General features: G+C 67.9%; 22 protein-coding genes and 5 pseudogenes. 11 read left to right on the forward strand and 16 right to left on the reverse strand.

Translation table 11 applies throughout. The features are described 5' to 3' along the window. Positions 1–18 precede the first annotated feature (18 nt). Positions 19–1,086, forward strand: coding sequence for a tyrosine-type recombinase/integrase (locus OG393_RS16395; RefSeq protein WP_327375397.1), 1,068 nt, complete (start codon positions 19–21; stop codon positions 1,084–1,086). A 25-nt stretch (positions 1,087–1,111) separates the two neighbouring features. Here the strand turns inward: OG393_RS16395 and OG393_RS16400 are convergent, their stop codons facing one another. The 8 genes from OG393_RS16400 to OG393_RS16435 form a co-directional block, all read right to left on the reverse strand. Beyond that, on the reverse strand, positions 1,112–1,447 hold the full coding sequence (locus OG393_RS16400; protein ID WP_327375398.1) for a hypothetical protein: 336 nt from the start codon (positions 1,445–1,447) through the stop codon (positions 1,112–1,114). Further along, on the reverse strand, positions 1,444–1,884 hold the full coding sequence (locus OG393_RS16405) for a hypothetical protein (RefSeq protein ID WP_327375399.1): 441 nt from the start codon (positions 1,882–1,884) through the stop codon (positions 1,444–1,446). Before OG393_RS16405 ends, OG393_RS16400 begins: the two co-directional genes overlap by 4 nt. 419 nt (positions 1,885–2,303) lie before the next feature. Then, entirely contained in the window at positions 2,304–2,624 is a 321-nt protein-coding gene (locus OG393_RS16410) for a hypothetical protein (RefSeq protein WP_327375400.1), read from the reverse strand. Then, positions 2,621–2,962, reverse strand: coding sequence for a hypothetical protein (locus tag OG393_RS16415; RefSeq protein WP_327375401.1), 342 nt, complete (start codon positions 2,960–2,962; stop codon positions 2,621–2,623). Before OG393_RS16415 ends, OG393_RS16410 begins: the two co-directional genes overlap by 4 nt. Beyond that, positions 2,959–3,228: a hypothetical protein gene (locus tag OG393_RS16420; protein ID WP_327375402.1), complete on the reverse strand. Its 270-nt coding sequence runs from the start codon at positions 3,226–3,228 to the stop codon at positions 2,959–2,961. Before OG393_RS16420 ends, OG393_RS16415 begins: the two co-directional genes overlap by 4 nt. A 523-nt stretch (positions 3,229–3,751) precedes the next feature. Beyond that, positions 3,752–4,468, reverse strand: a complete 717-nt coding sequence (locus tag OG393_RS16425; protein WP_327375403.1) for a hypothetical protein — start codon at positions 4,466–4,468, stop codon at positions 3,752–3,754. A gap of 132 nt (positions 4,469–4,600) precedes the next feature. Then, entirely contained in the window at positions 4,601–4,738 is a 138-nt protein-coding gene (locus OG393_RS16430) for a hypothetical protein (protein ID WP_327375404.1), read from the reverse strand. Between the two features lie 54 nt (positions 4,739–4,792). After that, complete coding sequence (locus OG393_RS16435) at positions 4,793–5,650, reverse strand: hypothetical protein (RefSeq protein ID WP_327375405.1); 858 nt, start codon at positions 5,648–5,650, stop codon at positions 4,793–4,795. Positions 5,651–6,766: 1,116 nt separating this feature from the next. Between OG393_RS16435 and OG393_RS16440 the strand changes: the two genes are divergently transcribed. Both OG393_RS16440 and OG393_RS35485 read left to right on the forward strand, forming a co-directional pair. Beyond that, positions 6,767–7,195, forward strand: coding sequence for an ester cyclase (locus OG393_RS16440; protein ID WP_327375406.1), 429 nt, complete (start codon positions 6,767–6,769; stop codon positions 7,193–7,195). A 559-nt stretch (positions 7,196–7,754) separates the two neighbouring features. Next, positions 7,755–7,874 (forward strand): annotated as a pseudogene (locus tag OG393_RS35485) (helix-turn-helix domain-containing protein); the annotation flags it as partial. A 177-nt stretch (positions 7,875–8,051) separates the two neighbouring features. On the opposite strand, the gene OG393_RS16445 reads toward OG393_RS35485, so the two are convergent. Continuing rightward, positions 8,052–8,234 (reverse strand): hypothetical protein, encoded by a 183-nt coding sequence (locus OG393_RS16445; RefSeq protein ID WP_327375407.1) that lies wholly within the window; start codon positions 8,232–8,234, stop codon positions 8,052–8,054. A gap of 263 nt (positions 8,235–8,497) precedes the next feature. Between OG393_RS16445 and OG393_RS16450 the strand changes: the two genes are divergently transcribed. After that, positions 8,498–9,289, forward strand: a complete 792-nt coding sequence (locus OG393_RS16450; protein WP_327375408.1) for a hypothetical protein — start codon at positions 8,498–8,500, stop codon at positions 9,287–9,289. A 463-nt stretch (positions 9,290–9,752) separates the two neighbouring features. Here OG393_RS16450 and OG393_RS16455 read toward each other — a convergent pair whose 3' ends face one another. Then, complete coding sequence (locus OG393_RS16455; protein ID WP_327375409.1) at positions 9,753–10,292, reverse strand: carboxymuconolactone decarboxylase family protein; 540 nt, start codon at positions 10,290–10,292, stop codon at positions 9,753–9,755. A gap of 176 nt (positions 10,293–10,468) precedes the next feature. Here OG393_RS16455 and OG393_RS16460 point away from each other — a divergent pair, with 176 nt between their 5' ends. Further along, positions 10,469–11,065 (forward strand): MarR family winged helix-turn-helix transcriptional regulator, encoded by a 597-nt coding sequence (locus tag OG393_RS16460; RefSeq protein WP_327378450.1) that lies wholly within the window; start codon positions 10,469–10,471, stop codon positions 11,063–11,065. Positions 11,066–11,129: 64 nt separating this feature from the next. Here OG393_RS16460 and OG393_RS16465 read toward each other — a convergent pair. Both OG393_RS16465 and OG393_RS16470 read right to left on the reverse strand, forming a co-directional pair. Then, positions 11,130–11,516: pseudogene (locus tag OG393_RS16465) on the reverse strand (transposase family protein); the annotation flags it as partial. Positions 11,517–11,771: 255 nt separating this feature from the next. Next, positions 11,772–12,473, reverse strand: a complete 702-nt coding sequence (locus OG393_RS16470; RefSeq protein ID WP_327375410.1) for an HD domain-containing protein — start codon at positions 12,471–12,473, stop codon at positions 11,772–11,774. Positions 12,474–12,569: 96 nt separating this feature from the next. Between OG393_RS16470 and OG393_RS16475 the strand changes: the two genes are divergently transcribed. From OG393_RS16475 to OG393_RS16490, 5 genes and pseudogenes are all read left to right on the forward strand, one after another. Beyond that, positions 12,570–13,526, forward strand: a complete 957-nt coding sequence (locus tag OG393_RS16475; RefSeq protein WP_327375411.1) for a GlxA family transcriptional regulator — start codon at positions 12,570–12,572, stop codon at positions 13,524–13,526. 196 nt (positions 13,527–13,722) lie between these two features. Beyond that, positions 13,723–14,004: pseudogene (locus OG393_RS16480) on the forward strand (helix-turn-helix domain-containing protein); the annotation flags it as partial. Between the two features lie 171 nt (positions 14,005–14,175). Beyond that, positions 14,176–15,161, forward strand: a pseudogene (locus OG393_RS16485) (IS5 family transposase). 66 nt (positions 15,162–15,227) lie between these two features. Then, a pseudogene (locus OG393_RS35490) lies at positions 15,228–15,554 on the forward strand (hypothetical protein); the annotation flags it as partial. Positions 15,555–15,595: 41 nt separating this feature from the next. After that, complete coding sequence (locus OG393_RS16490; RefSeq protein WP_327375412.1) at positions 15,596–16,561, forward strand: IS3 family transposase; 966 nt, start codon at positions 15,596–15,598, stop codon at positions 16,559–16,561. 25 nt (positions 16,562–16,586) lie between these two features. On the opposite strand, the gene OG393_RS16495 is transcribed toward OG393_RS16490, so the two are convergent. Continuing rightward, on the reverse strand, positions 16,587–17,792 hold the full coding sequence (locus OG393_RS16495; RefSeq protein WP_327378451.1) for an IS256 family transposase: 1,206 nt from the start codon (positions 17,790–17,792) through the stop codon (positions 16,587–16,589). Positions 17,793–17,991: 199 nt separating this feature from the next. Between OG393_RS16495 and OG393_RS16500 the strand changes: the two genes are divergently transcribed. Then, positions 17,992–19,244, forward strand: a protein-coding gene (locus tag OG393_RS16500; RefSeq protein ID WP_327375413.1) for an IS3 family transposase whose coding sequence is annotated in 2 segments (ribosomal slippage) — positions 17,992–18,274 and positions 18,274–19,244 — 1,254 coding nt in all. Because the reading frame shifts where the segments join, the coding sequence is not laid out codon by codon here. Between the two features lie 443 nt (positions 19,245–19,687). Here OG393_RS16500 and OG393_RS16505 read toward each other — a convergent pair. The 3 genes from OG393_RS16505 to OG393_RS16515 all read right to left on the reverse strand — a co-directional run bounded on the left by OG393_RS16505 (position 19,688) and on the right by OG393_RS16515 (position 21,519). After that, positions 19,688–20,332, reverse strand: a complete 645-nt coding sequence (locus tag OG393_RS16505) for a hypothetical protein (RefSeq protein ID WP_327375414.1) — start codon at positions 20,330–20,332, stop codon at positions 19,688–19,690. Continuing rightward, positions 20,329–20,592 (reverse strand): hypothetical protein, encoded by a 264-nt coding sequence (locus OG393_RS16510; protein WP_327375415.1) that lies wholly within the window; start codon positions 20,590–20,592, stop codon positions 20,329–20,331. The genes OG393_RS16505 and OG393_RS16510 overlap by 4 nt, the downstream gene beginning before the upstream one ends. A 378-nt stretch (positions 20,593–20,970) precedes the next feature. Next, the gene (locus OG393_RS16515; RefSeq protein WP_327375416.1) at positions 20,971–21,519 is read right to left on the reverse strand and encodes a hypothetical protein; all 549 of its coding nucleotides are present in this window, start codon (positions 21,517–21,519) and stop codon (positions 20,971–20,973) included. Between the last annotated feature and the right edge of the window lie 495 nt (positions 21,520–22,014).

The following is a 22,014-nucleotide window of genomic DNA, read 5'->3' on the forward strand; positions in this document are numbered from 1 at the left end:
CGGGAGGGCGGGGCAGACGTGGCGATCAAACCGGTGACCGAACTCGGGAGCGGGGGCTCGCTCCGCCTGCCGCACGCCCGGGTCGTGCCGCTGTCCGCCCCGCCTTCGTCGTACACCGGCGCGGTCGAGCGGTACCTCACCGGTGCGGGCATCACGAAGTCCTCCGCGCGGATCTACCGGATCTCGCTGACGACGTGGGGATGGATGCTCGCCGGCGAACCCGCGCCGACCGGACCCGCCCGCCGGGGCGCGAAGCCGCCCGTCTTCCCCGTCGCCGCGATCGACGACCCGGCGCTGCCCGAGGTGCTGGCCGAGCTGGCGGCGGCGCGGGCGGACGAAATGGACGCCGACACCGTCAACCGCGAACTGTCCATCGCGCGCAAGGCGATCGGCTGGTGGCAGCGCCAGGGCTGGATCGACGGCGATCCGACGATCGGCATCGAGCGGCGCCCGGCGCCGCCCGACCGCACCAAGGCCCTGGCCGAGAACCAGATCGCCGCCCTGTGGCGCCTCGACGTCGGGCTGAGGGAGAAGACGTGCTGGAAGGTGCTCTACGAGTCGGCAGCGCGGGCCGACGAGGTGCTGTGCCTGAACGTGGGAGACCTGTACCCGCAGGACAAGCGAGGCAAGATCACGTCCAAGGGCGGGGCGGTCGAGTGGATTCACTGGCAGTCCGGCACCGCCCAGCTGCTGCCCCGCCTCATCGCCGGACGGACCCGCGGGCCGCTGTTCCTCACCGGCCGCAAGGCCCCGGCCGGCACGCCGTCGCTGGACGTGTGCCCGGAGACCGGCCGGGCCCGGCTCTCGTACCGGCGGGCCGAGGAGATCTTCGAGTACGCCACGCGGCTGCTGGCCAACCCGCTCGCCTCACCCGAAGACATCGAGGACCTGAACGGCTGGACGCTTCACCGGCTCCGGCACAGTGCCCTGACACACGACGCCGAGGGCGGCACCTCCACCCCGATGCTGCTGGCCCGCTCCCGCCACGCCTCCGTGCGCTCCCTGGAGCGGTACGCCCGCCCCGGCGTCGACGCCGTCGCCCGGCACGTCGCCGAGCGAGACCCCGCCGCACGTCGCCGCAGGTGAGTCCGAGCGCAACAGGGCTTCAAGATCATCCCGTTGCCCCTTTGACGCGTATCTCGGTCACACCCCAGTAGTGACTCTTCGCCGTCTCCAGTGCCCACGCATAGCTTCGCAGAGCGCCGGCGGCGCGGCCGTAGCCCTCGGCGATGTGCTGCATGAGTTTGCGTGCCTCAGCGACCCGAGACACGTAGTGCTGGCTTCCTTCGCTGTGCCAGTGGGTCCGCTTCTCCGCGCGCTCGGCCGGCGCGTCGACCTCGACCAACATGTCGTGGAGGCGCTTGAACTCGTCGGCGTTCCGCTCGACGAGGGCGGGGTTGCAGCCTTCGAGGAACTCGACGTCCTTGCGGTAGCTCAGGCCGGTCACTTCGCCTCCGGTGCCACGTACTGGCCATCGCTCAGGACGTTGTCGAGGAAGCGACGGGTATTGGCGTCGTCGACGGCGACGAAGTCGGTCCCCGTGGTCTTGAGACGGGTGGCGAGCGCCGCGAGGAGCGCGACCGTGTCCAGGAACTGATCGTCGGCGAACCGTCCGAAGCGTTCGACCTCGGCGGCGACTTCGGCATGGGATCGCGGTACGCGCGCCATGGTTCCGAGATCACCGTCGGGCCTGCCTTCTTGGAGCAGTCCTGCGATCTCGATCAGCAGGTTCGCGTTCCCGTTGATGGAGTCCGTGTTGTAGTCGAGCGTTCCGCCGGTGGTTGCACCGCCCCGATCCACGGGGAGCTGGTTCAGCCGCATAACGGTCGGGCCGTCTAAGGAACCGTCGGCCTTCTCCTGGGCCCATTCGTCATCGAACGACACGCGTCCCCCTGCGGTTGTCGGTCTCCTGTACGAGCGACCGAAGAGGCTACCAAGGATCGCGACGACACCGTGGTGCGGAGGTGACGCAGGGTTCCCTGAGAGGTCTGGACAACGACAAAGCCCCAGGTCGCTGACCTGGGGCTTCGTAGAAGAGCGGATGACGGGAATCGAACCCGCGCTACAAGCTTGGGAATCACTCGGCACTTGGGCCTGTGAATGACGCCTGACCTGCGGGAACGCGCCCTGGCGGCGGCGTCGTGGCTGCTTCCGCCGCCCCCTTGTTCACTGCTGTTTACCGCACCTACTGGCACGTTGTGGCACGGCTTTCGCGCGGGCTGGATTCCCGAGGGCGCTGTTGTCTGGTCCACCGAGCGGTTGTCTGGTCCACCGAGCGGACAGGTGTACGGGAAAGTGGCAGGTCACTGCCAGAACACCTCCTCGACGATGATCTGAGGGTCGGCGGTGCGTCGGGTGAATGCGTAGTGGATCCAGCCCCGGCCGTGATCGAAGTAGCAGACGTACAGCCCGTTCGGCACCGTCGACCGAAGCGGCGCGATGCGGCAGCCGGGCGGGAGATCCGGGATGTTGTCGATGCCGCGGAAACAGGGGTCCTCGACGGTGACCAGTTCGGCTCGGATGCCGTCGATCAGGTCGCGGACCGGCTTGGGCAGGGAGTCGCGGGTGGTCCGGGCCGTATCGACCCAGTCCATCTGCCAGGGCGGCCCCATGAAGTCGCTCACTGGCCGGGCTCCGCCTTCCCCGCCTCGCGCCGAAGGTGCGCGGCCTGCGTGAGCAACTGCGTGGCTTCGGCGTTCGTCGTCGCGTCGGCTGCCCGGTTTTCCAGATCGTGGATGTGCCGGTCGAGCGCGGGATCGCGGGCGATGGCGAACTCGGCCCACCACTGGGCGAGGAACGCCGGCACCGGGGCGATGTCGTGAGCGTCGCCGATGGCCCACTTCCAGTGGGTGTCGAAGTCGGCGAGGAGCTGCGGTGTGTGCTCGGCGATCGCGGCGCGCAACGCCTTCGTGTTCCGCTCGGGCATGGGCGGGATGCCTGACGGCCTGGGGGCGGTCGTCATGCCGCCACCTCCTCGCTCCCGCTGCCCTGGGCGGCCTGCTTGGCCTTGTAGGCGACGGCGAGGGCGGACGCGTACTGCGGTGTCCACTCCATGTGCCTGGCGACGGCCGGAGCTCCGCCGCGGCCGAGGTCTACGGCGATACGCCCCGCGGTCTCACGGAAGTGCGCGACGGCGTCGTCGGCGGCCTTCTTCGCCCGGTCCAGTTCGAGCTTCTGCCTGTCGGTCAGGGCGGCCTGCGGAGCTCGGGTGCGGGGTTTGTCGGTCATGGGAAGAGTGTGGACCCCACGCCGATAAATCACAAGGATTACTTGTCGTTAAGGGCCCTGCTCGAAAGCGCGGCCGGCGTGTGCGCGGGCGGCCTGTCGTCCTTCTTCTCTGTCGAGGTCAAGCGGGACCTTGGGCGGCTCGCGGAGTGCGGGTGCCGGCGGCACGCGAAAGAACCTCTGGGTGGCGTAGTCCTGCGAGTTGGGGCACGCGAATGGCGCGCGGGCCCGGATAGGTCTAGACAACAAACAGCCCCAGGTCGCTGACCTAGGGCTTTGCCGTAGAGCGGATGACGGGAATCGAACCCGCGCTATAAGCTTGGGAATCACCCGGCACGGGGGTGCGTGCATGTGCTCTGACCTGCGGAAACAATCGCTTCCCGCTCTGATCTGGCCGCCTCGCTGGTCCCTTTGTTGACCGCTGTCTACCGCCCCTACGGGCACGTTGTGGCACGGCCGCCGATGGGCCGGGACCGTGGTGCGGACAGTCAGGGCTGACGCCGGGAGCGGGAGACTGTCGTGGCCGTCACGAGAGGAGAGCAAGGAGCAACCGCCCCGGGACCAGGTAGAGGGTGGCGGCAGCGCTCGCGGCGAAGATCGGCAGTGTGACCAGAACGACGACGGGCAGCCTCAGGAGGGCCCAGCCGTCGAGGACTTCGCCCTCGTCCTCGCGTCCCCGCACATACCAGACGCGCTGATACGGCAGGGGCTTCACGGTGGGACCACTCACCCTCCGTACGTGCTCGTACCGCCGCCCGGAGACGTCGGTGACGACGTGGACATGCTGGTGGCCCGACGAGGCCAGTTCCGAGCGGTCGAAGTCCGCGTGGGTCCGGTGCCCCCGGCGGATCAGCGCCCACAGCCTGGACGCCGACGAGAAGAGGAAAACGCCCGACCCCAACGCGAAGCCCGCCGGGACGTAGCCCGCGGCGAGGTAGACGATGCCTCCCACCGCGTCGCCGACGGCGAACAGGGCGGCCGCGTACCCGAGGAGCGCGGCGACCACTCCCGGCACTACCAGCCTGCCCGAGTCGATACGGTCGCGCGGCGACGGCGCCGGGGCGGCCGGGCGCCGCGCGGGGTGCCCGCTGGCGATCGGGAGCGAGCCTTCGCGCAGGCGTACCTCGTCCGCCGCGCACACCGGGACCGGGCGCCACGTGCCACTCGGGGGCGTCCACGGCACTTCAGCGGTCGACGGTCCGTGCCGGGGGTCGAAGAAGCAGAGCGGGAGCCGCGCGGGCAACGGTCCACCCGTGAGGCGGGACTCCAGACAGGCCAGGGCGTACCGGCCGTCGTCCAGGCACCGAAGGACGTCCTCGCGGTCGTCGTGGCGCAGGGCCCGATCGGCCGCCTCGTACGCGTCGAGGGCGCGCGCCTAGTCCGCCACCGCCTCCGGCGGCGTTCCAGGAGTTCCCGGCCGGAAGGGGTGACCGGCCAGCAGTTCACCGAACTCGGTCACGGCGGAGGCGAGGCTCGCTTCCTGCCGTGTCCTCTCCTTCTTGCGCTCCCGCACGACCCCTCCCGCAGGCTCGTTCGTGTGGTTCAGGGGTCAGGGCCGCGAAGTGGATCAGCCGAGTACGCCGATGAGGAGGCCCGGCATGAGGGCGAGGCCGATACCGCCGAGGAAGAGGAGCATCCCGCCTGTCACGACCGTGATGAACAGAGCGGTGAAAGGGTCGCCCAGGGTGTGGCTCGTCCTCTCGCCGGGGACGAACCACAGGACCCGGACGGGACGCGGTCGGGCGAAGCGGCCCGACGGGCGGAGTTCGTGCTTCCGGACGACGCCGTCGGGGTCGGTGAACTCGTAGACGAACATGGGCCAGGGGCCGCCGCTGCCGAAAGTGGTGCCTCTGTCGACGTATCGGGCCTCGACCCGGATCCCGCGGGTCCAGGGATCCCGTGCACCGACGAATCCGAAGCGGAGGACCGGGGCGATGAGGGCGACCACGGACCACGGCGCGACGGAGAACCAGACCCCGACCGCGCGTGCGGGATGGCCGAGAGCCAGCAGGACGAGCGAGGCGAGCAGGTTCGCCGTCAGCAGCGCGAAGAAGGCGAGCCGGACCGGGGAGTGGCGCTCCCGTAGGGGCAGTGAGCGAATCGGTTCCGTGGTGACGTCGGCCGGCCGCCGCGACCGGTGTCCCCGGTGCGCCGTGCGGGCCTCACGGGCCAGGCGGTCCAGAGCCGTGGCGAAGGGGCGGCAGTGCCGGGCGAGGCAGTTCAGCTCGTAGGGACCGCGGTGCTCGCCGACGTTCTGGCGGAGAGAGATACGTAGCCGCGACCGTGTCTCGTCGTGAGGGGTGACGGTCACCGTCGCGATGGTCTCGTAGGGGATCCGCGTCACGCTTCCGGAGTCCTGCCACAGGACTCCGCCCTCACGGAGCCGGGCCGTGACCCTTCCCTCCCGCACGATCAGCGAAGCCACCGCCGGTCCTGCTTTCGATCCCACAGGTGTCCCCCTCCGCGCCTTTCGTCCTCCGACGCTCCCGATGCTCCTCCGGTCACGCCGGGGGAGCACCGGTGGCGCCCGGCAGAGTCGGCACCACGTTCCCTGCCGGGAGAGGGAAGCCCCTGGACCTCTGAGCGACGTGGACAGGCCGGGAGCACTCCCAGGCTCGCGGACGCCTATCCGTGGCACACCCACCACCTCGACTTCCACCGTCGCCGACTCACCTGCGGCGGTCCGGTGTCCCTGCCGCCTCGATGGATTCGACGCGCGTCTTCGGGAGCGTGGAGGCGAGCGACGGCGGCGAAGCGGTGCTCGGGCCGACCGCGTCGAACTGCTTCCGGGCAGGAGGCGATGGTCTCGTCATGCCTGGTGGGCGCGGTCGAATTCGGCGGGCGGATCGATGCCACCATCATCCGAGGCCAGGCGACTGCGGAACCGTGCCGGGCGACCGAGCCGCGTCAGGAGCCGTCACGGTCGTCAATCCGGTGCCCTCGCCGCGCTCGGCGACAGGGAGAGGACGGGAGAGGAACGGACTACGGCCCTGCGACGGGCGGACGGGTACTCCGCCGCCGGTCCTTCCGGGTGCTCGCACTGCTCGTCCTCGTGCTGTTCGGGGGCGGGTCCGCCTTCGCCGGCTCGCTGCTCGACAGGGTCTACAAGACGTCGGACAAGGCGGCTGCAGAGCTCAGGAAGCACCACAAGCGGCGACGACGTGCGCCTGGGGCGGACGGCCCGATGCGGCGCAGCCTGGTTGCCGATGCCGTGGCGGAGGTGATGCTCCTGTCAGCAGTCGTCCGCGCGGCATGTGCTGTGGCTCTCCGCTAGGCCGTCTGGCGTGGATCACCGAGCGGACCAGAGGAGACGCCCGCGATGTGGAGTCCGTCCAGGTGGATCGTCGCGGGCTTCCCGTGGCGATGCCCTGCCCCGCCACCGGTCGCGTTCGACGTGTTGGGCTGCTTGTGTGCCTCGCGGTCGGAGGAGGCCCGCTGGCGAGCGGTCGACGCATCCCACCCCGTCGCCCTGGTCCGGGCCGGCCTCCGCTTCGAACGCCCCGAGGCTCACGCGGCATGAACGGGATGCCATCATCTGCCGATGACCAGTGCTAAGGACACAGTCCACCAGTTCCTGCTGCAGGTGCGATCGGGGCTGCATCCTGACCGGGCCCACCGCTTCATGGCCGGCCTGGTCCGGGCCCACCAGATCGTCTCGGAGGCGCCGGTGGTCGTGGAGCGGACACCGCAGCAGTACGCCGAGCACGTCCAGGAGATGCTCGACGCCTACGGCGCCTTCGCCCTGACCGTGGACGAACTCATCGCCGACGGCGATCGCGTCTACGCCCGTTGGACTCAGATCGGACAGCATGTCGGATCCGTCGATCACTTTCCGCCGACCGGTGCGCAGATCACCGCGATGACCAGTGCGGTCTATCGAGTCGAGGACGGCCTGATCGTCGAGTACTGGATTCAGATCGACCGGCACGGAATCACAGCCCAGTTGGAGAGAGCCGCTGCCGAGCGCTGAACCAAACGCGACGGATGCGGCCCGGACCCGCACCAAGTCCGCAGTTGTCGGCGCATGGCTGGTACCGGCACATCACCCTGGCCCTGCTCGCGCACACCTTGCCGGCTGTCACGGCGCACCGGCCGACCCAAGAGATCGTCCGTGTCCCCATATCCTGCGGGGCTGAAGGGTGTGCGGACAGAGAGACTCTCTGCAGACAAACAAGCCCCAGGTCGCTGACCTGGGGCTTTGTCGTGGAGCGGATGACGGGAATCGAACCCGCGCTATAAGCTTGGGAATCACCGTCGCTCAGACCGGCCTTATGGCGTCTGACCTGGGAATATGGCGTGTGATCGGCTGTGCCGAGACGGTTCTGAGAACCCGTGGTGACCGCTGTTCACCGCGTTGATGGGCACGGATGGGGCACGCGTCCGTTGGCCTGGGTCGTGCGGCACATCCCCGGCCTCGGTGGTTGCGCCTTGCCTCCTGAAAGTGTGAGGCTTGACGCAAGGGGGTCTAGGCAGGAGACTGCTTGCGTGTTCCCTCCTGATTTCGTGAGGGGAGGCGCAAGGGGATGGTCATGGAACTGCTGTCGGTGAAAGAGGCTGCGGCCCTGCTCGGGGTGGATGATTCCCGTGTCCGTCAGTTGCTGCATGACGGGAAGCTGCAAGGGCAGCGAGTCGGTGGTCGTTGGCTGGTTGCCGGGGATGGTGTCCGGGATCGCAAGGACCGGAGCCCTCGTTCGCGGAGACCGCTGTCGGCCCGCAATGCGTGGGGCGTTCTGGCGATGCTGGACGGCCATCAGCCGGTGAGCCTGTCCGATGCCGAGAAGTCCCGGGTGAGGACGCGGTTGCGGAACCTCCCTGCCCACGGGCGACTAGGTCCGGCCCTGCTCCAGGAGCTTCTTGCCGCCCGCGCCGAGGTTCGCTCGTACCGCGTTCATCCAGGCGTACTGCCGGTTCTGCTCGCCGCTCAGGATGTGGTGAGGGGGGGAGTGAGCGCCGCGGCGCAGGTGGGGGCGGACTACATCGCTCTCGGCCGTGCGGAGATCTACGCGCATCCCGACAGGGTCGACAGGCTGGAAGCTGAGTTCGGCATGGTCCGTGATGAAGAGCGGGGCAATGTCTCGGTCCGAATCCCCCCGGCGGAGATGTGGTCGTTCCTCTGCTCAAGGTCTGAGACGCCTGGGCAGGGCCATGACGCCCCCGCCTCAGTAGTGGCGGCCGACTTGCTGGACCGCCACGAGGGCCGAGCCGCCGCTGCCGCAGCTGGGTTGCTTGAGCCTCTGCTGACTCGCTACGCACAGCCTCGGAGGGTGTGATCATGGCAGCCGATCTGCCCGACGTGCGACTGGAGTCGGACCTGTTCACCGGTCCACTGGTGGAGTTGTGGGGCGTGCTGTTCGACCTTTCGGAGCAGGTACCGGATGCCTGGTCGCTGATCGGTGGGCAGATGGTGCTCCTGCACGGCCTGGAGCACGGTCGGACCCCACCGGCGGCGAGCGCCGACCTGGATGTCCTGGCTGACGTGCAGTCGGACCAGCAGAGCTTGCGCCGTTTGGTCGCGGCGCTGGAACGGCTCGGGTTCTCCCCCGCCGGCATGTCGCCGCAGGGCAACCTGTTGCACCGCTATCAGCGTGGTGTGGAGCCGCAGCGGTTGGTGGTGGATCTGCTGGCGCCCGACAACCTCGGCCCCCGTGCAGACCTCACGACGACGCCGCCCGGCCGCACACTTGAGGTGCCGGGCGGCCGGCAGGCCGCGCAGAGAACCGAGGCTGTGAGTGTGCGACTGGGGCCGCGGACCGGCCGGATTCGTCGCCCCAGCCTGTTGGGGGCGATCGTGGCGAAGGCTGCGGCGGTGAGCATCAAGACCGCTTCACCGGAGCGCCACTACCGCGATCTGGCGTTCTTGCTCTCGTTGCCCGCCAATCCGCTGCAACTCAGAGATCAACTCGACAAGGGCGACCGTAAGAAGCTCGCGTTCGCGAAAACTCTGCACGATTCGCAGCATGCCGCGTGGCGTCAACTGCCCGACGAGAGTGTGAGGGCTGACGGCCAGGCCATGTACGCATTCTTGTCTCCGTCTCCGTCTCCGTCTCTGTCTCCGTCTCCGTGACGTGAGGGCGCCCGAGCGCCCGTGACCTCGTCGCCGTCGAGGCGGTGCGCAAGTGGTGCAGGACTCCAGGATCGGTCTAGACAACAACTAAGCCCCAGGTCGCTGACCTGGGGCTTAGTTCAAGAGCGGATGACGGGAATCGAACCCGCGCTACAAGCTTGGGAATCACCCGGCGCTTGGGTGTGCATATGGATTCTGAGCTGGGTGAACGTTCGGCCGAGGTCCCGTCTTGGCTGCTGTTGACCGCTCCTGCTGGCATGTTGTGCCACGGTCTCCCCCGCTGGCGTCAGGGGGATGGGGAGCGGGCGGTGGCGAGGATGCGGCCGCATGTGTGTCACCGCGCCTTGCGGGACCACTGCCGGCGGTAGGGCGTGACGCTGGGGTCGTACGCGCACGTGACCAACGCCCCGTTGGCGGCCCGCAGTATGCGTCCCCGGTCAGGCGCCACGGCCGCGGGCGGGTGCTACTGGGGGAGAGGGACGGAGGGGAAGTCGAGCTCGGTGCGGCCGACGGAGTTGAAGTAGTTGGTGAATATGTTGAGGGCGACCGCGCCGATGATCTCGCCGATCTCGCCGTCGCCGTAGCCCGCGGTGCGGACGGCCTCGATGTCCGCGTCGGCGACGAAGCCCTTGTGGCGGACGACGGCGCGGGCGAACCGCAGCGCGGCGGCGACCTTGGGGTCAGCTGCCTCGGCGCGACCTCCGGCGGCGAGGTCCGCGGTGCTGACACCTGCCTTGGCGCCGAGGACGTGATGGGCCGCGTAGCAGTACTCGCAGGAGTTCTCCACGGCGGTGACGAGGGCGATCTGCTCACGGACCGCGGCGGAGAGGTGCCCCTTGGCCAGGGCGCCGCCGAAGGAGAGGTACGCGTCCAGGACGGCCGGCGAGGAGGCCATCGCCCGCATCATGTTGGGCGTCGCGCCCAGGGCGCGCTCGACCCGGTCGAGCTGGGCCTTGGCGGCGGGGGTGGCGGTGTCCGGGTCGACGGTGGACAGGCGAGACATGAGCATGCTCCTTCGGGCGGCGGCCGAGTCCGACCGCACGTCAGTTTGTTGGCAGTGCCAAGAACTGTTGGCGCTGCCAAATATAGTTGGCTCTGCCTAGAATGCAAGCCGGAGTTGAGAACGGTCCGGCTCGGTGTTCGGTCAAATGGTCATGAAGGAGGTTCATCGTGGGTGATATGCCTGGGCTGTCCCCCAGCGAGCAACTGCTCATCGGGCTTAGCCGACTTGGCCAGGCGGTCCGGTTGAGCGCATGGCACAACGCAGGGCCGACGAAGCTCACCCCGCTGCAGTCCGACATCCTGCTGTTCCTGGACGGTGACCGCCGGCCCCGCCGGCAGGGCGAGATCGTCTCGGCTCTGGCCTCCACCGCGCCGACCGTCAGCGACGCCGTGCGCGCCCTGGCGGGAAAGCGCCTGGTCGACCGTCAGCGCGACCCTGTCGACTCACGCGCCATCACTCTTGTCCTGACCGAGACCGGACGGACCGAGGCCGCTCGGCTCGCCACCATCCCCGAGCCACTGCGCGCGGCGCTCGACGGACTCGGCGAGGAGGATGTCGCCGCAATGCTGCGCGGAACGACCAGCATGATCCGGATCCTCCAGCAGTGGCACGCGATCCCGGTCTCCCGTACCTGCGTCACCTGCCGGTTCTACCGTCCCGACGCCCACCCTGGCGATCTCCGTACCCCGCACCACTGCGCCTTCGTGGATGCCGCGTTCGGGGACGTCGACCTCCGGCTCGACTGCCCCGACCACCAAACGGCCGACGGCTGACTTGATCCCTGGACTCGGATCCCGAACGAGTCGGGACCGACTAGGTACTGAGCGTTTTCCAACCTCATGCTGATGCGTGGTGAAGGACGAGTACGGCCTTCACGACGTCGGTGATTCGGTTGGTGCTGCAGCGGAGCTTCCGCAGGAGGCGCCACCCCTTGAGGGTGGCCATGGCCTGCTCGCCGAGGCAGCGGATCTTGGCGTGGGTGGTGTTGTGGCGGCGCTTCCATCTCTTGAGTCGGCGGCCCCGAAGCGGTACCCGGACGGGTCCGCCGGCTCCTTGGTACGCCTTGTCCGCCCAACATCTGAGTCCTGCTTCGGTGAGGGCTTCGATGATCCCGTGCTGTCGAGCGGCGGTCAGGTCGTGAGCCGAGCCGGGCAGAGCCGGCGAGGCCCAGAGCAGCCGTCCGAACGGATCGGTCAGGACCTGCACGTTGATGCCGTGAGCCTTTTCCAACCTGACGGTGCTGGTCGCGTGTTATGGCTGAGCGCTTCAGATGGCGGATGAGCGCTCTGGTTGGCGGGGCTGAGTACTTCGGTTGGCGAGCGGTATGGCGGGGATGGACTCGGCTGAGGTGTGACGGCCAGCAGTCGGCGGTCCGGATCCAGGTATACGCCGGTTCTGTCCTCCCGTAACGTCATCGTCTCAAAGATGCCGCCGGGCTGATCGACCAGTTGCTCACACGTGTCCATCCCGGAGACGGAGTCATGGGGTTGTCCCGGCACCCGCCGCATTCCCCGCAGGCTGGTCACCCCATGCTGAGTGGGCGATCAGGTCGTGCCAGTCGGACAGTGTGCCTTCCGGCAGATGGCGGCGCAGTACCTGGCCGGGAAAGCTCAACGGGCTGGCCTTGGCCGGGTTCTCCAGGGCCTGCGCGACGATCGCGTCGGTGATCGCATAGGCCAGGTCGTCCCGGGGGAATGCGGCGTGGACACGGTCCGCGAAGCCTGGCGGCAGTTGCTCCCCGCCGCGTCCCAGCACGTCAACGGCGGCGCCTGCCTGGGTCAGCGCGACTTCCGGACCCTTGCGGTGCGCAATCCCGTCCGATGTGTGCAGCGCGATGGCGTCCCACACCACCGCGACCCGCGCCTCGTCTGCCCCGTGTTCCCGCAGGAACCGGGCGGCCAGGTCGGCCCCGTCCACCTCGAACCGCTGGCCTCCGTTGCCCTGCTCGCACAGGCCCAGATCGTGCAGGACGCAGCCCAGGAACACCACCTCGTCGTCGTAGTCGGCGCCGGGCCGCAGTCCCTGCAGGTCGGCCAGGGCGCGGGCGAACAGATAGCTGCGCACGCTGTGCCGGTACAGGAAGCCGGGCTCGGCGTCCGCGACGAACCGCAGCGCACGTGAGGTCAGTTCGGTACGCGGCAGGTCGAAGTCCGCACACGGGTCGGGGAGGGAAAGGTCCACAGTGGGCTCCTCAGCAGGTCGGGGTTGCTCCGATCCTGCGGCAGCTCCAGCCCCCCGGACAGTGGCTGGAATGCCAGCATGCGCTAACTTCTAGCCATGTCGGTCATCGCCATCCTTGCTCTCGACGGCGTCCTGCCCTTCGAGCTGTCCATACCCGGCCAGGTCTTCGGCACGGCCAACGAGGTCGCCGCCACCCGGCACTACCAGCTGCGAGTGTGTGCCCCCAACCCGACCGTCACCACCTCACCGGAACACGGAGCGTTTCGGATCCAGGTGCCGTACCGACTGGACGCCCTCACGGAGGCGGACACCGTCATCGTCCCCGCCCACGCCGGCTTCCTCGACCCTCCGCCCAACCTCGTGGTGACGGCCCTGCGCGACGCGGCAGCCCGCGGCGCCCGCATGGCCTCGATGTGCGTCGGCGCGTTCACACTCGCCGCCACCGGTCTACTCGACGGGCACAAGGCAACCACCCACTGGCAGTACGCGGACGAACTCACCCGCCGCCATCCGCGCGTGGCCGTGGACAGCGGTGTCCTGTTCGTCGACAACGGCGCCCTGATCACGTCAGCCGGCGTCGCCGCAGCGCTGGACCTGTGCCTGCACCTGGTCCACCGCGACTTGGGCGCGGACTGTGCGGCGGCTACCGCACGCCGCACAGTGATGCCGTTGCAACGCGACGGTGGGCAGGCCCAGTTCATCGAGCCGTCCCAGACTGCGACGACCGGCACCACCCTGCTGAGCCCGACACTGCACTGGATGGCCGGCAACCTGCACCGCCCGCTCACACTGGCAGATATCGCGGGTCACGCGGCGATGAGCGTGCGCAGCCTCAACCGACACTTCCGCGCACAGACGGGCACCACGCCGCAGCAGTGGCTGCTGCGCGCTCGCGTCCGCCGCGCCCAGCAACTCCTGGAGACGACCGACCTCCCGGTCGAGCGCATCGCCGACGCGAGTGGCTTCGGCTCCGCAGTGACGCTGCGCCACCATTTCGCCCGTGTGGCAGGCACGTCACCGCACGCGTACCGCACTGCGTTCCAAGCACGGTGACGCCCAACGCGAACAAGTGGCACCTGACTCGCAATGTCACGCCGCTCGCCAACTGAAGTGCTTGACCCCGCCACCACAAGCGCTCACCCGCCAGGTGAAACGCTCAGTCACACTTGTTGGACAGCTCTGCAGAACAGCGAAGCTCCTGGTAGACGGGTTCTCGACCAAGATCGCCCGCAGCCACCAGGAGCTTCGCGTGCTTGCCTACCCGTCGTCGATTGACCTGTCCAGTCGCACCTTGCGGTGCCTGGCCGGACACCTCGCCGTCCGGCGAGGGGAGGTCGGGACCCGGTGGCGGCGGCTCACCACCGGACGGCAGGCCCTCCTCGCCCTGGCGCATCTGCGGTGCGGTGACACCTACGCCCAGCTCGCCGCCGGGTTCGGTATCGGCATCGCCACCGTGTACCGCTACATACGCGAGGCCGTCGAAGTGCTGGCCGCGCTTGCGCCCACCCTGGCCGAGGCGATGCGTGTCGCACCCCTCCCTGACATCGTTGGGCGAGACACCCCGGCGTGATCAGTTAGCCTGGGTGGACGAGCGAGCAGGAGAACCACCCGTATGACCAGCACTAGGTCCTGTCTGAAGTCCAGATCACGAATGTGTGGGATCGCCTGCGCGCGACGGGGTGTCCTTGGTAGTTAAGTGGCCATGGCGCGAGGCGATCTCACCGACGAGCAGTGGTCCCTGATTGAGCCCCATCTCCCGATCGCCGCGGTCGGGCCTATCCCCGACCTGCGGAAATACTTCAACGCGGCGATGTGGCGCTTTCGGACCGGCAGCCCGTGGCGCGACCTGCCGGAGGAGTTCGGCCCCTGGCAGAGTTCCTACGACCGCTTCCAGGTCTGGGCGAAGCAGGGCATCTTCCAGAATCTGATGGAGATGGTGATCGCGGAAGCTGCCGCCCGCGACCAGGTCGACCTGGGGCTGGTCAGCGTGGACTCGGCGACAGCACGGGCACACCACCATGCCGCCGGGATGATCCTGGATCCGGAGCAGCTGGCAGCCCTGGAGGCGGCTGTCGAGGCCGAAAAGGGGGTTTGGTGGAAGGACAACAGCCGCAAGACCGGCAGGAAGAGGACCCCGCCCGCGAGGAGCGACGCCGGGTTCGCCGACGGTACCGGATCCGCTTGACCGCCGCTGACCTGGGGCGTTCGAGGGGTGGGCTGACCAGCAAGATTCATCTGGCGGCTGACCGGCGCTGCCGTCCGCTGGCGTTCGTGCTCACGCCCGGGCAGTGCGGTGACAGTCCGCAGTTCGTCCCGGTGCTGGAGAAGGTGAAGGTCCGCGGGCCGGTCGGGCGCCCGAGGACCCGGCCGGACGCCATAGCCGGCGACAAGGCGTACTCGTCCCGCAGCAACCGTGCTCACCTGCGCAAACGCAACATCAAGGCCGTCATCCCGGAGAAGAAGGACCAGGCCGCCAACCGGAAGAAGAAAGGCCGCAAGGGAGGCCGCCCCGTCAGCCACGACTCCGCGCTCTACAAGGAGAGAAACACCGTCGAGCGGTGCATCAACCGTCTCCGAAACTGGCGGGGCATCGCCACCCGCTACGACAAGACCCCAACCAGCTACGAAGCCGGACTGCACCTGTGCGGTGCGATGCTCTGGCTCCGCAGCATCACACCGCCCTCATGATCCGAACTTCAGACAGGACCTAGCGGCCCCGGTCCCGATCCGGCGCCGAAGCCGAAGCGCCGCACCTTCACCGCCGAGTACAAGCTGAGGATCGTCGCCGAGTACGACGCCGCCCCGGCCGGCGAGAAGGGTGCCGTCCTGCGCCGCGAGCGCCTGTACCACTCCCACATCATCGAGTGGCGGGCCGCCCGCGACGCCGGCGCGCTCGCGCAGCTGACCGACCACCGCACCAGCCCCGCCCGCCCCAGGAAGCACCCTGCGGAAGCCGAGAACGCCAGGCTGCGGCGGGAGAACGAGCGGCTGCGCACGGAGGTGGACCAGAAGAACGCGGCACTGGAGGTGCTGGGAAAAACACACGCGCTCTTGCAGTCACTCTCCAGGGGCGCGGGCTGAACCAGGTCCTGGACGGTCACCTGCACCTCGCGGTCGAGGAGTTGAGGCTGCTGGTGGGCATCGTGGACGCCTGCCGGATCACCGGACGCTCCCGGGCGACCCACCACCGACGGGCTCACCCCAGGCCGCCGGCGCCCACGCGACCGCGTCCGGCCCCGGTCACCGCACTGTCGGCCACCGAGCGGGCCGCGGTGCTGGCGCTGATGAACAGCGACGAGTACGCGGAGCTGCCGCCGGCGCAGATCTACGCCCGCGAACTGGACGAGGGGCGCTACCACTGCTCAGAGCGCACGATGTACCGGATCCTGAAGGAGGCCGGGCAGGACGGCGAGCGGCGCCGGATCGCCACCCACGGCGCCAAGACCGTGCCCGAGCTGGTCGCCACCGCGCCTTCGCAGGTGTTCACCTGGGACATCACGAAGCTGGCCGGTCCGGACAAGGGCATCTGGTACCACGCCTACGTCATCATCGACATCTACAGCCGTTACATCGTCGGCTGGACGGTGGAGCGGGCCGAATCGGCCGAGCGGGCCGAGGAGTTGATCCGCGAGACCATCGAGCGCAACGGCATCGTGCCCGAGACCGTGCATGCCGACCGGGGCACCTCCATGACCTCCAAGAAGGTCTCGCAACTGCTGATGGACCTCGGAGTCACCCGCAGTCACTCACGCCCCAAGGTCAGCAACGACAATCCCTACAGCGAGGCACACTTCAAGACCACCAAGTACCAGAGCGACTTCCCGCAGAGGTTCGACTCGCTGACGCACGCCCGGGAGTGGATGGACGGCTTCATCAGCTACTACAACCACGTCCACCGACACTCCGGGATCGGCTACCACACACCGGCCAGCGTGCACTTCGGCACTGCAGAGCTGGTACGCGAGCAACGAGCCGTCACCCTCCAAGCGGCCTACGAACGGCATCCGGAGCGGTTCAACCGACGCCCCGTCCCGCCATCGATCCCCCGCCAGACATGGATCAACGATCCCACCGGGTGTGTCCAGTAGACGGCTGATCCAGTTTTTGTAGGGGTCAGTTGGCGGCCGGGGTGAGCCGGCCTTCGAAGGCGATCTGGAAGGCGTTCAGGGGCGCCTTCCAGCGCATGGTCCACCGCTTGCGGCCCTTGCCGGTCGGGTCCAGCGACATGAGGGCCATGTAGACGCACTTCATGGCCGCGGCCTCGTTGGGGAAATGGCCGCGGGCGCGTACTGCCTTGCGGATGCGGGCGTTGACGGACTCGATCGCGTTCGTCGAGCAGATGACCTTGCGGATCTCGACGTCGAAGGAGAGGAAGGGCACGAACTCGGCCCAGGCGTTCTCCCAGAGCCGGATGACCGCCGGGTACTTCTTGCCCCAGGCTTCCTGGAACTCGCCGAACCGCTCGGTCGCGGCGGCTTCGTTCGGCGCCGTGTAGACGGGCTTCAACGCCTTGGCGATCTTGTCCCAGTCCTGTCGGGCCGCGTGCCGGAAGGAGTTCCGCAGCAGATGAACGACACAGGTCTGCACAATCGTTCGAGGCCAGACGGCCTCCACCGCCTCGGGCAGGCCCTTCAGTCCGTCGCAGACCAGCATCAGGACATCGTCGACGCCCCTGTTCTTCAGGTCCGTGAACACGCTCAGCCAGTACTTCGCGCCCTCGCCGCCGTCACCGGCCCAGATCCCCAGGATGTCGCGGTGGCCCTCGGCGGTCACGGCCATGACGACGTAGATCGGACGGTTTGCCACCTGCCCGTCCCGGATCTTGACGTTGATCGCATCCACGAACAGCACCGGATAGACGCGGTCCAGGGGGCGGTTGGACCATTCCGCCATCCCGTCCATCACCCTGTCGGTGATCGTGGAGATGGTCGCCTTGGACACGCTCGCGCCGTAGACCTCGGCCAGGTGGGCGGAGATTTCCCCGTGCGTCAGTCCCTTCGCGGACAGCGACAGCACCATTTCGTCCACCCCGGACAGGCGCCGCTGCCGCTTCTTGACGATGGCCGGCTCGAACGTTCCGGCCACGTCCCGGGGGACCTTGACCTCGACCGGGCCGACATCGGTCAGCACCGTCTTCGCCCGCGTCCCGTTGCGGCTGTTGCCACTGCCCCGACCTTCGGCGTCATGCTTCTCGTATCCGAGGTGATCGGTGATCTCGCCCTCCAGGGCGGACTCCAGCACCCGCTTGGTCAGCTGCTGGAGCAGCCCACCCTCCCCAGTCAGCTGCAGGCCCTCCGACCGGGCCCGATCCACGAGCATCGCAACCAACTGCTCGTCACTCGCCGCCACGGCCCCCGCCGTCGGCTCGCTGCCCGGTATCTGCTCGATGGTCGTGTCGCTCATCTGGCGTCTCCTTGATCATCGGATCCGCCGATCATTGAACACTCCCATCCCACCAAGCGACGCCATGAACCGTTCCGGGTTTGGTAGGGACTCGATCATTTGAGAGGATCGAGTCATGGCACGTTCTTCCCATTACCCGCTTGAGCTGCGCCGTCGTGCGGTGCGGATGGTCGCCGAGGTGCGGCCGGATTACGACACCGAGTGGGCCGCGTTGAAAGCGGTCGCCCAGAAGCTGGGCATCGGCACGACCGAGACGCTCCGCAAGTGGGTGAGGCAGGACCAGGTCGACGCCGGAGTGCGTCCTGGCGTGACCACCGAGGAATCGGCCGAGCTGAAGCGACTGAAGAAGGAGAACGCCGAGCTCAAGCGGGCGAACGAGATCCTGAAAGCCGCGGCGTCTTTCTTCGCGGCCGAGCTCGACCGGCCACACACACGCTCGTAGCGTTCATCGACGAGCACAAGGGCCGCTTCGGCGGTGTCGAGCCGATCTGCCGCGTGCTGACGATGCACGACTGCAAGATCGCCCCCTCCACCTACTACGCCCACCACCAACGCCAGGCCGCACCGTCCGCCAGGACCGTGCGGGACAGCGAGCTGAAAGAGCTGATCCAGCACGTCTACGACACCAACTACCGCGTCTACGGGGCGAGGAAGATCTGGCGGGAGCTGAACCGGCAGGGCGTCACGGTGGCCCGCTGCACCGTCGAGCGCCTGATGCGGGAACTCGGCATCGCAGGAGCGGTCCGCGGCAGACGTGTGATCACCACGCTTCCCGGCGGCCAGGCCGACCGGGCCCCCGACCTTGTGGACCGGGACTTCATCGCCGGCGCCCCGAACCGCTGCTGGGTCGCGGACTTCACCCACGTGAAGACCTGGGCCGGCGTCGTCTACGTCGCCTTCGTCGTGGACACCTTCTCCCGCCGGATCGTCGGCTGGTCCGCGGCCACCGTGAAGGAGACGGTCTTCGTGCTGGACGCCCTGGAGATGGCGATCTGGCAGCGCGACCGCGACCAACACCCCGTTCAGCCAGGCGAGTTGATCCATCACTCGGACGCCGGGTCGCAGTACACGAGTTTCCGGCTCGCCGAGCACCTGGACGCAGCCGGCATCGCCGCCTCGATCGGCTCGGTCGGCGACGCCTATGACAACGCTTTGATGGAGAGCACGATCGGCCTGTTCAAGACCGAGCTGATCAAGCCCCGACGGCCATGGAAGACGCTGTCCGACGTCGAGCTCGCCACCGCCGAGTACGTCGACTGGTACAACCACCGACGACTCCACGGTGAGATAGGCCACGTCCCGCCCGTCGAATACGAGAACAACCACTACCGAGCAACCACGAAACCCCAGGTCACAACCAACATCTGAGATCTCTACCGAACCCGGAACGGTTCATTCCACGGCAATTCCACGTACTGGAGGCACCTGAAGTCTAGCGGCACCATTCCACCTGACTCCAAGGAAGCCTACGATCAGGCTGCCCAGAAGTTGAGGAGTCTGGCCGGACTTACCCTCGATGACGACGTCCGAGACTTGGTCGATACCGCCAACGACACGGTCAGTCAACTGAACCTTGGAGTGGTGACACAGAGTGGCACCCCCCGGAAGACCGTTCCACAGGCGCGCTACGACCTTGAACGGGCGCAGTACGCGGCGGCCTCACGACTGCGAGAGGTCTACAAGACAAACGGCAACTCCGCATAGCCGCAACTGACCACCGGCGGTTGTGACCTGCGGCCGCGCCGGCGTCGCGCAGCCACCCTCGGACGCCGCCTCGTAGGCTGGCGCTGCTGCCCCGGCCGATCGGGACCCTAGGGGGTGTGCGTGCCCTCAGTCTTCGGTGCTGCCGCCTGTGCCCGTGTGCCGTTCATCGCGGCGTTGTCGCGCGCGGTGTGAGCTCGCTCCTGGATGCTGGTGCCGAACTCGCTCCATCCGAAGAACATCGCTATAAACGCGGCCCCCGTTGCCGTCGCGAAGGCCGCCGTGGCCAATAGGCGGGCCATGCTCGCTGGTGGGTACGCGAAGATCCTCACGTGGGTGTCTATTGCGAGGTCGGCGCAACGCCCGGCCCACAATTCGAAGCCTTGCGCGGCCCGCGCGAGGAGCACCGCCAAAGCCGCGAAGAAGAGGGCAGTGAACAGCAGCCCTCCTCCGCTACGTTCGAGCCAGCCAGCATGCGTTTCCCCGCCGAGGGGCTTGCCTTGGATGGCCAGGCGGAAAAACCCGGCACCGCAGGCGGCGGTCAGGAAGAGGGAGACAACGAGAGGCGTGCCAATGCCGTCGTAGTCGTCATCTGGGAGGCTGGATCGGCTCTCTCTGTCCGACGAGGTGCGGCGGTGGGAGGGTGCGAAGTTATTGACGATGTAGCCAAAGAAATTCCCGCCCACGAAGGTACCCGGGCCGCGGTTCGTCTGGTTGACGACCTTCTTGTGGTCCTCGGGAGGGGGCTCGGTCACGCGGTGGGCCCGCCGTGGTTGATCGTCAGACCGCCGTGGTTGTCACCGCCGATGAAGACACCCTCCCCCGTGTTGTGCTGGTTGTAGACCGTGGGCCCGGTGGCGGTCAGGGCCTTGAACTCGGTGATCGCCTCCGGGAAGGCGTCGAGGTGCGCGTGGAGGAGCGGGATCACGCGCTCGGCGAGCTCCTCCGGCGTGGCCTCCTGATCGTCAAGCATGGCGATCACAGCGTCCTGCTCGGCAGCCGTTCCACGATGCATGAGCGTACGCACCTTCGTGCGGACCCAAGTGGCTCCGCTGGTGATGGCTCCGGCGGCCAGAGTGCCACCCGCCCCGCCAGCGACCTCAAGAGCAAAATCCGGAAGACTCACGGCAGTTGATTCCCCTTGGTCGTACAGATGAGAGCCACACGGTACCGGCGGGCACGTCGCGTGGACGGGCCTTTCAAACATGTTGTCCGTCGCCGGGACGTCTGACGACGGCCCGGCTCCCTGTCGCTGCACGAAGCGCGTCATTGCCAGACCGCAGCCACGCTCCAAGCAGGACAGCCCGGACAGCTTTCCTCGGAGCTGTCCGGGCTTTTTCGCTGGTCAGAGCCACAGTGGGACAGATGGGACAGCCGGCCCTGCAACGGCTGATCACTCAGGGGCAACCTGACGCCAGATCCGCATGCAGGTTGGTGCGTCCTTCAAAATGCCCACCTCGGCGCCAAAGGACCGTCCATCGGGGTGGCTGAAGGCAAAGTGGAAGCTGCGGTTCGCTGCGTCAGTCTCGGATCGAGACAGCGTGAGGCTGTCGCCCTCCACGCCGTACTGACTCGCGATGCGTTGCTTCGCCACCGCAACAGCGGTCTCCTCTGAGATCACATCCCCCCAGTGGTCGCCCTGAGAGCGTCCCCGGAGCTTTGAGTAGAGCTCCTTGACTGCCGCGGAGACAGCTAGCGTTGCAACGCCTCCCAGGCCGCTGGAGCTCATCTCAAGGACGAACTCCATGAACGAAGATGAGGCACCCCAGTTGGTGACGCCCTGCCGAGCACTGATGTGACTCATGACCGGGTACTCGGCTCCAGGGAGCCACGTCAGAGCCTCAAGTTCCTTGATGACGTCGTCCGCCGGCATCTGGAAGGTATCGAGGCTGAGAACCCAAACCTGGTCTGGTTCCGACGTGGGGTGTTCGGTGAGCTTCACGACGAAGGTAGCTGTTATGTATTCCACTGTTCTCCGCTGCTCATCGCTTGGGTAGTTCGCAGCAGAGTAGCCACTGATGGGTGGCCATACGGGGGTTTTGTGGGCCTCACCTCGGCCACCACCCACCTAACTCCCTTCCCGTCTGCCGTCGACCCACACACCGTGGAGCGGGCCCGGTGCCGTGTCCTCCCGAGCAGGCGAACTCCTGACGTGACCTGGGAGTGCACTCCCAGGTTTCCCGTCGAGGCATGAGCCGGACCACCGCCCACATCGGCGGGCTCCGGGGCGCGCAGTTAGCCGCCGCGGCGGATTCCCTGCCGACGCGGTCTGCAATTACGAGAAGGCTGGCTTGCTGTCCGCCCTGTGACGCACGGCAGCCAGCTATCGCACCAGCGACGAGGCCGCCGTCGACGGCTGAACTCACCCAGGGTGGCTAGTGTCGGGGCAGCGGCTGCGCGGGATTCGCGACCTGCCGGCCATCCGCAACACCGGCAG

The sequence above is a fragment of the Streptomyces sp. NBC_01216 genome (genome assembly GCF_035994945.1).
Classification (GTDB): Bacteria; Actinomycetota; Actinomycetes; order Streptomycetales; family Streptomycetaceae; genus Streptomyces.